Source organism: Leptolyngbya sp. FACHB-261 (genome assembly GCF_014696065.1).
Lineage (GTDB): Bacteria > Cyanobacteriota > Cyanobacteriia > FACHB-261 > FACHB-261 > FACHB-261.
In genome coordinates this window covers 22,103-34,100 of the sequence record NZ_JACJPL010000027.1, presented here as the reverse complement: position 1 = coordinate 34,100, position 11,998 = coordinate 22,103, and the positions used below count along the sequence as shown (strand labels likewise).

The window sequence follows — 11,998 nt, the reverse complement described above, 5'->3', positions numbered from 1 at the left end:
ATGTCTGAGCTGCAAACCCTCATTCTGAATGTGGACGACGATGCTGCTAATCGTTACGCCGTCACTCGAGTGCTCAAAAGAGCAGGGTTTGCGGTACAAGAGGCTGCTAGTGGCTCAGAAGCCCTACAGCTACTGAAAACCGTCCAGGCTAGCCTAGTCATTCTTGACATTAACCTGCCCGACATCAGCGGCTTCGAGGTTTGCCGCAGCATCAAAGTTAATCCGACCACCGCTTCGATCCCGGTCCTGCATTTGTCCGCTAGCTCGACCTCGAGTGAAGACAAGGTACAGGGCTTGGAAGGGGGAGCAGACAGCTACTTAACCCAACCCGTAGAACCCCGAGAACTGGTGGCTACGGTTAGAGCCCTGCTACGGATTCGGCAGGCAGAAGAGTCAGCGCGGGTTTTAGCTTGGGAATGGCAGACCACCTTCGATGCCATTGGAGATGGTGTCTGTCTCCTCAACGCAGAGGGTCGGATTCTGCGTTGTAACCGAGCAATGGCGCAGTTGCTCAACAAACCTCTGAGCGAGATTCAAGGTTGCCTGCATCACAAGCTGGTGCAAAACACGCTGGGGCCCATTGAGGTTCCTGTGTTGCCTCCCTTTGATCAGCTTCAGCAACGCCAAAGGGTTGAGCTGCGGGTGGGGGAGCGTTGGTTCCGTGTCAGTGCTGACCCGGTGCTGGATGACCAAGCTCAGCTGGTTAGCGTTGCTTATGTCTGGTCAGATATCACTGAGCGTAAGCTGGCAGAAGCAGAACGGACGGCGCTACTGAAGCGGGAGCAGGCCGCTCGCAGTGCCGCTGAACAGGCCCGAAAAGAGGCTGAGGCTGCCAATCGTGCCAAGGACGAATTTCTGGCGACGGTGTCCCACGAGTTGCGCTCGCCGCTCAATGCCATGTTGGGCTGGACGCAGTTATTGCGTCGGGGCAAGCTAGATGAGGCCACTACAGTCCGCGCCTTAGAGACAATCGAGCGCAATACCCGCGCTCAAACTAAGCTGATCGAGGATTTGCTCGACGTTTCGCGCATCATCACCGGCAAGCTCTCCCTTCAAGTTGGCCCTGTCGATCTAGTCACGGTAATCGAGGCAGCGCTGGATACGGTGCGCCCGAGTGCTGAGGCTAAGGCCATTCGTCTTGAGGCGAGCTTAGAGCCTTTGGTTGGCTCAGTTCTTGGTGACTCCGACCGTCTCCAACAAGTGGTCTGGAACCTGTTGGCGAATGCGATCAAATTCACGCCTGAGGGTGGGCAGATCGAGGTAAGCCTTACCAAGCTTGGCCCTCAGGCACAAATTTGTGTAAGTGACACAGGCAAGGGCATCAGCTCCGACTTTCTGCCCTATGTGTTCGACCGTTTCCGTCAGGCAGATGGCACGATGACACGCCTACATGGAGGGCTTGGCCTAGGGCTGGCGATTGTCCGTCACCTGGTAGAGCTTCAGGGTGGAACTGTGGAGGCCACTAGCCGTGGAGAGTCACAGGGAGCGGCCTTCACTGTAAAGTTACCTCTGCTAGAGGCTGGGCAAGCCGTTCCCAGTGCTTACTCCCCCCCCTCGTCGCAAGCGCCAGTGCTGGATGGGGTGCTGGTTCTGGTGGTAGACGATGAGGCAGACGCCCGACTGCTGCTCACAACAGCACTAGAGCAGTGGGGCGCTAAGGTCACGGCAGTTGCTTCGGCGCATGAGGCCTTGCGGCAGCTTGAACAGGTCAAGCCAGATGTGTTGCTCAGTGACATCAGCATGCCAGATGAGGACGGCTACAGCTTGATTCAGCGGGTGAGAGACTTGCCCCTGGAGCGAGGGGGCAACGTTCCTGCTGCTGCCCTGACGGCTCACGCGCGCGAAGAAGATCGTGCTAGAGCAATTTCAGCAGGCTTTCAAGTGCACGTCTCTAAACCAGTCGAACCCTTGAATCTAGCTGCGGTGATTGCCCGCTTGGTCGGTCGTAATTTGGTCTGACCTGATCTGTTCAGTCTGACTATGAGTCTGGCTTGAATAGGTGTGTGACCTGACCACGAAATAACCCCCCTGACAAGCCAATGTCAGGGGGGCAAAGTTTAGCGCTTTAGAGCGCTATGCCGTGCACTTACGCGGTGCGCTAGGCCCTTGCCAGGGGAAGCAACTCTCGCTGCTCAGTGGGATGTACAACAATCTGATTGTCGTCATCCACGTCCACGAGCGCGGTGTCTCCGCTCCGGATGCGACCGGTCAACATCGCCTCAGCCAAGCTGTCCTCTAGGAGGCGCATAATCGCTCGGCGCAAGGGGCGAGCACCGTAGCTGGGGTTGTAGCCTTCTTGAACCAGGCGGTCCTTGAAGCGTTGGCTGACCTCTAGGGTCATGCCCTGTTCTGCTAGACGCCCAAAGACTTCTTGCAGCATGATGTCAGCGATTTGAGTGACTTCTTCACGAGTCAACTGACGGAAGACGATAATCTCGTCAAGTCGGTTGATGAACTCAGGCCGGAAGGCGCCTTTCAGCTCTTCATTCACCAGAGAGCGAATGCGGCTGTACTGGGCATCACCGGCATGGCTGGCGAACTCGAAGCCTAAACCACCGCCACCTTTTTCGATCACCTTCGAGCCAATGTTCGAGGTCATGATTAGCAGAGTGTTCTTAAAGCTCACTGTGCGTCCCTTGGCATCGGTCAGGCGACCATCCTCCAAGATTTGCAGGAGCATATTGAACACGTCGGGGTGGGCCTTCTCGATTTCGTCGAACAGAACCACGGTATAGGGCTTGCGCCGCACTGCTTCGGTGAGCTGTCCACCTTCGTCGTACCCGACATAGCCAGGGGGCGAGCCAATCAGCTTGGAAACGGTATGACGCTCCATGAACTCCGACATATCCAGGCGGATCATAGCTTCTTCTGAGCCGAAGAAGTAAGCAGCTAGGGACTTGGCCAACTCAGTCTTACCTACACCCGTAGGACCGGAGAAGACGAAGCTGGCAATTGGACGGTTGGGATTCTTGAGGCCAACACGGGCCCGACGAATGGCGCGTGAAACCGCTTGTACAGCCTCGTGCTGACCAATCAGTCGCTCGTGCAGCGTGGTCTCCATGTGCAGGAGTTTCTCTGACTCAGATTCGGTTAGCTTCTGCACGGGAACACCAGTCCAGGACGCCACAATCTGAGCAATGTCCTCAGGATCAACCACCGGGGTTTCAGTCGGTTTGTTCTGGGCAATCTGCTTGAGCTCGGCCTGAATTGCTAACTCGCGGTCGCGCAATTGGCCTGCCTGGTCGAAGTCCTGAGTCCGCAGGGCATCATCCTTCTGCCGCAGAACTTGGCGTAGCTCTAGCTCTAGCTGACGGGCTTCAGGTGAGGGCTGGGAGTGCCGCAACCGCACTCGCGAACCCGCCTCATCGATCAAGTCAATGGCCTTGTCGGGTAAGTAGCGGTCGGCAATATAACGGTCAGACAACCGCGCTGCTGCCTCAATCGCTTCATCGGCGATCTTGAGTTTGTGGTGTTGCTCGTAGCGCTCGCGCAGACCGTAGAGGATCGCAATGGTGTCCTCGACATTGGGTGCACCTACCGTCACGGGTTGGAAACGCCGCTCTAGAGCAGCATCACGCTCGATATGCTTGCGGTACTCGTCCAGAGTGGTAGCGCCAATGCACTGGAAGTCACCCCGAGCCAGGGCCGGCTTAAGCATGTTGGCTGCATCCATACTGCCCTCGACTGCACCTGCACCCAATAAGGTATGCACTTCGTCGATGACCAAAATGACATTGCCAGCCGCTTGAACCTCAGCCATGATGCCTTTGAGCCGCTCTTCAAAGTCGCCCCGGAATTTAGTGCCCGCAACCAGTGAGCCCATATCTAGGCTAACCACTCGCTTGTCGAACAAAAAGTCAGGCACTTCGCGAGCAACAATGCGCTGAGCTAGGCCTTCAGCAATAGCGGTTTTACCTACGCCGGGTTCGCCAACCAGCACTGGATTGTTCTTAGTGCGTCGAGCCAAAATTTGGATTACCCGCTCAATTTCAGCTTGGCGTCCAACTACAGGATCGAGTTTGCCGTCCGCCGCCTGTTTCGCTAAATCAGTACTGAACTCGTCAAGAGTTGCTGTTTTGCTGCGGCCTTGACGACTGCCTGCTGTCGCTTTGGGTTTGCTGTCTAGATCTTGAGCTAGCTCAGTACGAACTTGGGCCGGATCAACGCCCAGATTCTCCAAAACCTTGACGGCAACGCCTTCACCAGAGCGGATCAGAGCCAGAACTAAGTGTTCGGGACTGACCGCTGCTTGCCCGAGCTGATTGGCTTCTGCGACGGACAACTCCAGAACTTGCTTGGCCCTTGGGGTAACCGGAATTTCAGGTGGCACAGAGCCAAAACCCCGACCAATAATCTTCTCAACTTCAATGCGGGCGTTTTTAAGGTTAACGCCCATCGTTTTTAAAACCTTGGCAGCCACACTGGTTCCTTCGCCAATTACACCCAGCAGGATTTGCTCAGTGCCGACGAAGTTATGCCCCAGGCGACGAGCTTCCTCCTGGGCCAGCATGATTGCTTTGATAGATTGTTCGGTGAAGCGTTCAAACATTATAAATTCCTCTCACTAGAGGGGGGAACGCCAGTTGTGCAATGGTTGGAGTTGAGAGTCGTTTCAAGTAGCAGCCAACCAGGGACCAACGAGGCAAGCGAAACCACACAACCCTTCACTGAACAGCGACTTCCTGTGGTTTCATGTTTACTAATTTAACTTTGTTAATTTGATTTAACAGTGAGGGGATCCGTAACCGGGAAGCCGAGCTGTCCCCCTAGTGCTTTGTTGAAACTTCTGGTACCTCTTCAACAAGATCGGCAAGCAGTTAGTGAGTAATATTACTTACTAGTATGAGGCTATGTTTTGAGCTGACATCCTGAAGAGATTTGCGACGTTCCAGACCCAGCGCTCAATTCAGCCTAGTGTTATCACCATCACCTTCAGGGTAACTTCAAAGACTACTCCTGGGGGAGTAGCCAAAAACAAAGTTTTCAGATTTCGTAAAGAAGTGTAAAGTTTATGGGACGGCACCTGGCCGGGTTCGCCGTCCCATCCCCCAAAGACCGAGGTTCCCCCATCATGACACTGAAAGACCCATACATGGTTGGCTGGCACTATGGTAGGCAGGGTGTAGATTTGCCCGATGAAGCGTTCTCGTTATTCTCCTGGATTGGCTGGCTAGAGGGGTTGCAAGCGCGGGATAGCAAGTCTACTCGCTTCCAGAAACAGACCGTGACCTGTGAATTGAGTGTGGCTTAAACCAGTGCGGCAGTATCGAAAGTTCGGGTCCGGAGCAAAGCTTTAGAGCTTGCATAACTCGGGTTGTACTTGAACCCCTTACAGTTGCTTCTACACTATCAGCTACAGAATTAGCCACGAGCCTAGTCTGGGCATGCCCAACTAGCTTGTGCGTTTACCAATGCATCTACAAGCTACTAATTAATCTTGGAATTCACAGCATGGAAGGCCCTCTAGAAGTTTTAGAGAAGATTAACTTGACGCCTTATTGCATTACGCAACGAGGCGTTGAATTCTGTCCAGGAGCCAAAACTCCTGAGGGCTATCATCGACCCGACTGGTGGGAAGAAGCCTTCATGCCCCAAAACTGGTGGGAGGAGGCAGACGAAGAGCAGCAGGTGTTTGCCGCTTTAGTATTCTTTGCCGTGAAGCATCGCTCGTTTGAGGACTTCTATCAGCTGTCTTGGGAAGCTCATATCTACTGCAAGGCCGTTGGCCTCCCCCTTAACTATTTGTATCTGCTAGTAGACGATTACATGGATGATCAGGACCTGCCGACCTTGGCCGACTACTACTGTCGCGCCTATGTGATTGCTCAAGAGTGGTTGCTCTAAGCTTGTCGCTTCAAGCCTTAAAACTTCAGAAAACCTCCGCTTTTAAAAGGGCAGATCGTCTTCGTCCTCGTCCTCAGCATAAATCTCAGAGGCTGTTTTAGAAGTCTGCAGATACCAGGGCAAGCTGTCTTCATCACTGTCCAAATTCACAACTGCGCCGTTGAAGAATTCGGCTAGTCGTTTGGCTGCCACTGCAACCTCATCAAGATCATCAGAACGGGAAACGATAGGAGCTTGTCCAGGTGCTTCTGATCGGGAGGTAGGCGCAGAGCTGGAAGGGCTTAGAACACTAGCTGAGCTGCCATTGCTTGGGGCAATTGGTCCTGGCTGAGGTGACCGAGTGAAAGGGGGCGGCACGCGAGGCACAACCGGAGCTGGTGCAGGCTCGACAAGAGCCGTCACGTTGCTTTCTGGGCGGTGAAGCTTAGGTGCAATCGTGAGCCTCACCTCGATTGGATAGCCCAAAACCGCACTCAACACCTCCCGCACGTTTGCCAGGTGTTGCGGCTTGGACAGGATAATGTTCAGCCCAGGCGGAACCCCGACGATTGCCTTGGTACTTGAGACCTCAGATAGGTAACCATCCTTAGAGAGCAGCCCTTTCACAAAGCGCATGAGCTTGGGATGGCCTAGGAAGTTTTGCCAATGACGGTCTAAGTTGCCAGAGATCGCTTCCCTAATCTCTGCTGCCACAGGGTCGACCGCTAGAGGCAATGGCGCATCTGCCTGCGCTTTGGGCTGCATGGGAACCTGCACAGGAACGGGGTCCGCTATCTGCGGCAGTGAGTCCTCTTCCTCATCCGGCAGTCGCTCGGGCGGCAGTTCTATGTGGGGTTGGGCTTGAGGTTGAGGTTGGGCTTGAACACCTGGGTTCTGAGCTGTGGCTGCATTGGGGACTGCCGATTGGGATTGGGATTGGGACTGGGAGTTGGGGGCAGGAAGCTGGAGGCTGGGGCTAGTGGCTAGTGATGCGGCGCGGGGTACGGTTAAGACCTGTGGCGCTGGAGTATCTGCCAGAGCTGGGCTGAGCGCTGAGGGCAACAAGCCCAGCAGGGTCACCTCTAGCCACAGACGCGGCTGAGTTGTGTTTTTGATTTGGAGTTCGCTGTCTTTGAGATGCTTTTGGCTAGCCAGGATGGCGCTGGTACTGAGGGGAGCCGCATGGGCACACAGTTGCTCCCAGGTCGGTGGCGTGATCACAACTAAATCGCGACGTTCTGGAGCCGTCTTGGCAATCAACAGATCACGGTAGAAACTGGTGAGATTTTGCAGAACAATTAATGGCTCTCGGCCTCGATCGAGCAAGTGACGGGCACTGGTCAGGACGGCTTCTGGTTGGTCGCTGCCAATCGCCTGCAAAAGCGCCAATAGATCCCGCTCAGGCACCGCACCTACTAAGTCCCACACAGCTTCAGCCGTGATCTCGCCTTCTAGCAAGCTCAACTGGTCTAGCAAGCTCTCAGCATCGCGCAGACCCCCCTGTGCTACCTGCGCTACCAGTTGCAGGGCCTCGTCTGTAATTGCAATCTTCTCCAGTCTGGCAATGTGGCTTAAATGTGCCACCATCGCATCTAAACGAATGCGGCGAAAATCGAACCGTTGACAGCGAGAAATAATCGTAGGCAAAACTCGCTGCGGATCGGTGGTCGCTAGGACAAAAACGACTTGCGCGGGGGGCTCTTCTAACGTCTTAAGCAACGCATTAAACGCTGCGACGCTGAGCATATGAACTTCGTCAATGATGTAGACCTTGTAACGAGCCTGAACGGGCGAGAATTGCGCTCGTTCGATGAGTTCACGGATGTTATCAACGCCAGTATTGCTGGCAGCATCAATTTCGACAATATCTAACGCTGAGCCGCCAGCAATCCCCCGGCATAGCTCACAAGTGCCACAGGGAGCAGTCGTAGGAACCTGGCTGCTCAGGCAATTGAGGGAGCGAGCCAGAATGCGGGCCGAGCTAGTTTTGCCTGTACCTCGAGGGCCACAAAACAGATAAGCGGGAGCAATGCGCTGGGTGCGTAGGGCGTTGCTGAGCGTGGTCGTAATGGCCTCTTGCCCGACCAAGTCCGCAAACACCTGCGGGCGATATTTGTGGTGGAGCGGTTCGAACTTCACCGATACCTAGCCAATTGAGGAGGACTCTGCCCCTGACAATTCTAAACTACGGAGCGTCTTGTCATCGAGGCGCAGATCTCACTGCGATTGTGTTACTTGGCTCTATTTGCGGCAATTTAGGATAGCCGATAAGCTGATTCGAGCCTGGTAAATCAGCTTTCTACTAGAGCAAGAATTGACCTTTTGACAATTTGGCAGGTTTGCAATACTTGGAGCTTTTAAAATGACCAGGATTTGCTTTTTAGCCTGATTATCTCCAGCTTGAGCATTATGAACGAGCTCGCAGATTTCACCAGCTAGGGCTACCGCATTCAGAGGGAGCTAGGTCACAACCGCGGTGGTGGTCGCATAACCTACCTGGCTGAAGATCTGAAGCTACAAGAATCCGTTGTGATCAAGCAATTTCAATTTGTGAAATCCAACTCCGACTAGTCTGGATATGTCGCCTATGAACGGGAGATTCAAGTGCTTCGGGGCCTTAACCATCCTGGTATTCCCCGCTATCTGCACTCCTTTCACACTGATGATGGGTTTTGTGTGGTTCAGGAATACAAATATACACCTTCTCTAGCCGTTTTACGCAGCTTCGACCCGGATGAGATTAAGCAGATTGCAATTGCAGTCCTGGAAATTCTGGTTTATCTACAGAACCGTATTCCTGTCATTGTCCATCGCGATATTAAACCTGAAAATATTTTGGTGGATGACCAGATTCGAGTTTATCTAATTGATTTCGGCTTTGCCCGTATCGGTGATGGTGAAGTTGCTGTGAGTAGTGTGGTTCAGGGCACTTTGGGTTTTATGCCACCCGAGCAGTTGCTCAATCGTCAACTGACAGAGGCTTCAGATTTATATGGCTTGGGAGCCACCCTCATTCGTCTGCTCACTCGTACTAAATCTGTCGATGTTGGCAACTTAGTCGATCACAACTATCGCTTCCAGTTTCGATCTCTACTGCCTAAACTCAATCCCCGTTGGGCAGATTGGCTGGAAAAAATGGTACAGCCCCGGCCTAAAGATCGCTATGCTGACGCCACCACTGCCCTCGAAGCGCTTAAGCCGCTCTCCACCTATCGCCTTCCAGAGGCCAAGATTAGTTTGGCCTGCCTGGAATTTAGGGCGACCAAACTGGGTGAAGAACTGCGTCAAACAGTAACCATTAGCAACCCCACACCAACCAAAAGCGTGCTGACGGGAACCTAGGTGGTGGCTCCCCACTTCAGCGACCCACCCCACACCCCTGACTCTCACACCTGGATCGCCTTTGACCCGCCGCAGTTTGTGAGCGATCAAGCAGAATGCACAATCACTGTGGACACGGTCCAGCTGATGGCGGACAAGACCTATGTTCGCAAACTGCTGTTGCATACCAACTCAGCACTAGAAACGCACTCGCTCGTGCTCAAAGTGCAAACTGCCCCGGTTCCGGTTCCAATAGTGCAACTTCCCTATCTGTTCTGGGGCTTACTGCTTACCGGTTCGGGGGCAATGGCTTGGGTGACAGCGCTTGCTGTGGCGATGGCAGGCGCAGGACTCGGCGTGGCGGTCGCAGCTAGTGCTGCTGTCAGCTTTGGCGCAGCTGCAGGGGCTCTGGCTACAGCTGGTGCTGAGGTCGGTGCAGCGACCTCTGTGGTTGCTGGTCTAGGTGCCATCTCGGCAGCAGCGATGCTGGCCTTGGTCACAGGTGTATCCACAGTCGGAGGGACCCTCACAGCCATGGGCGCGGGAACTGGAGCCGTGATAGGTGGCCTGACAGGCGCAGGTCTAGGACTAGTTGGTGAGCAGTTAGTAGAGCGAGGCTTTAGTCATGCTCTCGCCATTAGCATTGCCCTACTAACAGCTCTGTTGGGTATTGGCTTGGGGATTAGCCTTGCTCCCGGTTATCTCAGCATCCAAGTTGGGGTTGCGCTGTTGCTGACTGGCCTGCCCTTGGCAGCTCTGGTGCTCCAGCCGTTGCTACGACGCACTAGCCTCCTCGTGGACCATCGTCGCCGCGAGCGGCATCTGATCCAGCCCTAGCCGGATGGAGGCAGGCCAAGGGCTTGAGCTGATTAGGCTTGTTTTTTATTAGGCTGTACTGGGCTCAGCCACCATTCCACTGGCTCTCGGCATCTTTGAGGGCCTGATCAACGCTTTTCTGCCCCAACATTGCGGCCTGCAAATTGTCGTAAACCGTTTTTTCCAGGCGGGCCAGATCTTTGATTGGGGGTACTAGTACCCGCGCTGCTTTGAGTTGTGAGGCACTGACCAGACGAGCCTGGTCCATTGGGCCTGCCCCACCTGGCAACTGCGTAAAGAACTTGTCTTGAGCTGCTTTGACGGTCGAGGGCAGCGTATTGGCTTGCCGCGAGAACTCAAGCTGGTTGGCGTCGTTAGTTAGGAATAGGGCAAATTTGAGGGCACTGTCCTGCTGGTCAGAACTGGCTGGAATCACGATGTTCATGACGCTGACATTTTTGAGCCCAGTGTCTCCCGTAATCGCAGGTGCAGTGGTCGAGACTTTGGCAATATCAGGCGCGTTCTGAGCCACGATGCGCAAAAACTGGGCACCGGAAGTCAGCATTGCTAGCTCACCAGCCTGATACATTTCGATGGCGCGGCGGTGGCCTTCAGTCAGGGAGTCGCGGGGAATCAGCCCATTTTTGTAGAGAGCAACCCAGTATTCAAAAGCCGCCCGACCCGCTGGGGTATTGAAAGCAGCACGGCCTTGGTCGTCGGTGAGGGTTACGCCCATCTGCACCAGCGATTCTAAAATCTGAGCGCCATCGAAGGCAGGCATGAACGCGTATTTGCCCGTCTTGTCCTTAATCTGACGGGCTGTAGTGGCTAACTCGGCGTAGGTTGTGGGCGGCCGGGTAAGCCCCGCTTTCTTGAACAGATCTGCGTTGTAGATTGTGACGGCGGTGGAGAGATACCAGGGAATGCCAAAGGTCTTTTGGTTTAGAGAACTGGCACTCCAGATGTTGGGAAAGTAGAGCGCTTTCTCGCCGCCAGGCACCGCCTTATCCATATCGAGTAAGGTGTTACGCTCTGCCAACTTGATTGCGAATGGCGGATTGAGATTCACGACATCGGGGGCTGTACCGGCTGCGACTGCTGCCAGGATTTTGCGCTCCATATCGGCCCAAGGTACGTCAACCCAACGGACCTCAACGTTGGGATTTTGAGCTTCAAACTCCTGAATCACCTTAGTCATGTAGGGATCCAGATCTGGCTTGAGTTGCATCGTCCAAAATTCAACCTCAGCCTTGCCGGTGCTACCGGGCTGACCCGCTGAGCCGGAGCGGCATCCAGCCAGCGCAATGGTACAGCACAACAGACTTACGAGAAAACGGCGACGGGCAGCGAGGAACGGCAAGGAGGCCATAAAGTTAACTGGCAGGGAAATGAGCGCACGGATTTCAGGATGCCATAGGTCGGGACGAAGTCGCCTGCATTCCAGTCCCAACTGAACTGCCACACACGAATAGCTGAATTGTCCCTCTAGTGGGCCTGATGCCTATCGTTGGTTCGGCGTAGCAGCCAATAGCTGACGGCAAGCGATAGAATCGCTACCGCTAGACCTATCAAGTCGATTCCCGTCGCTTTGCTGAAATCGAAAATGATAATCTTACGCGCAACTGCGGTTAGAGAAGTCACAACCACGAGTTCAACCTGGACGACGTGCTTACGAAGATAGGCCGTGATATTTTCTAAGATTTCAAGAGCAATTAGGACATTCAGAAAAAGCCCGAAGACCTCGATTAAAGTGCGGTTAAAGAAGCCTAAGGGGGGCGAAAATAGTTCCTGACCTAACAATAAGATCAAGTCAAAAATCGCAACTAGAATCACAGCAATCATCGCAAGGGAGAGAACTTTAGAGACAAAGCCCTCTATCTTCTTAATGACGCTGAGAAAATTGTCATCGCTAAAGGCAAGCGCCAATTTTCTACTAAATCCCTGCTTTAACGACATGCTGCGCGACCCAGTGCTACCTTTGACCAAGAATTGAGAAGTAGACCAACTGAAGCAGGCCAACTAAGTTAGGCCGGTTGAC

At 54.0% G+C, this 11,998-nt stretch carries 9 protein-coding genes; 5 read left to right on the top strand and 4 right to left on the bottom strand.

From position 1 onward, the window contains the following. Positions 1-1,959 (top strand): hybrid sensor histidine kinase/response regulator, encoded by a 1,959-nt coding sequence (locus H6F94_RS19880; protein ID WP_190804001.1) that lies wholly within the window; start codon positions 1-3, stop codon positions 1,957-1,959. Positions 1,960-2,098: 139 nt separating this feature from the next. On the opposite strand, the gene H6F94_RS19875 is transcribed toward H6F94_RS19880, so the two are convergent. Then, positions 2,099-4,549: an ATP-dependent Clp protease ATP-binding subunit gene (locus tag H6F94_RS19875; RefSeq protein WP_190804000.1), complete on the bottom strand. Its 2,451-nt coding sequence runs from the start codon at positions 4,547-4,549 to the stop codon at positions 2,099-2,101. Positions 4,550-5,071: 522 nt separating this feature from the next. On the opposite strand from H6F94_RS19875, the gene H6F94_RS19870 reads away from it, so the two are divergent. Both H6F94_RS19870 and H6F94_RS19865 read left to right on the top strand, forming a co-directional pair. Beyond that, on the top strand, positions 5,072-5,251 hold the full coding sequence (locus H6F94_RS19870) for a hypothetical protein (RefSeq protein ID WP_190803999.1): 180 nt from the start codon (positions 5,072-5,074) through the stop codon (positions 5,249-5,251). A gap of 200 nt (positions 5,252-5,451) precedes the next feature. Then, positions 5,452-5,844 carry a hypothetical protein gene (locus tag H6F94_RS19865; protein ID WP_190803998.1) on the top strand — a complete coding sequence of 131 codons (393 nt, stop codon included), beginning with the start codon at positions 5,452-5,454 and terminating at the stop codon, positions 5,842-5,844. A gap of 42 nt (positions 5,845-5,886) precedes the next feature. Here the strand turns inward: H6F94_RS19865 and H6F94_RS19860 are convergent, their stop codons facing one another. Then, the gene (locus H6F94_RS19860; protein ID WP_190803997.1) at positions 5,887-7,962 is read right to left on the bottom strand and encodes a DNA polymerase III subunit gamma/tau; all 2,076 of its coding nucleotides are present in this window, start codon (positions 7,960-7,962) and stop codon (positions 5,887-5,889) included. Between the two features lie 459 nt (positions 7,963-8,421). Between H6F94_RS19860 and H6F94_RS19855 the strand changes: the two genes are divergently transcribed. Continuing rightward, a complete protein-coding gene (locus H6F94_RS19855) occupies positions 8,422-9,165 on the top strand; it encodes a serine/threonine protein kinase (protein WP_313949363.1) in 744 nt (247 codons plus the stop codon). A gap of 3 nt (positions 9,166-9,168) precedes the next feature. Then, a complete protein-coding gene (locus H6F94_RS19850) occupies positions 9,169-9,981 on the top strand; it encodes a phosphatidylglycerol lysyltransferase domain-containing protein (protein ID WP_190803996.1) in 813 nt (270 codons plus the stop codon). A 64-nt stretch (positions 9,982-10,045) separates the two neighbouring features. On the opposite strand, the gene H6F94_RS19845 is transcribed toward H6F94_RS19850, so the two are convergent. Together H6F94_RS19845 and H6F94_RS19840 are read right to left on the bottom strand one after the other, a co-directional pair. Further along, the gene (locus H6F94_RS19845; protein WP_313949337.1) at positions 10,046-11,422 is read right to left on the bottom strand and encodes an ABC transporter substrate-binding protein; all 1,377 of its coding nucleotides are present in this window, start codon (positions 11,420-11,422) and stop codon (positions 10,046-10,048) included. 23 nt (positions 11,423-11,445) lie between these two features. Beyond that, positions 11,446-11,916 carry a phosphate-starvation-inducible PsiE family protein gene (locus H6F94_RS19840; RefSeq protein WP_190803995.1) on the bottom strand — a complete coding sequence of 157 codons (471 nt, stop codon included), beginning with the start codon at positions 11,914-11,916 and terminating at the stop codon, positions 11,446-11,448. Positions 11,917-11,998: the final 82 nt, after the last annotated feature.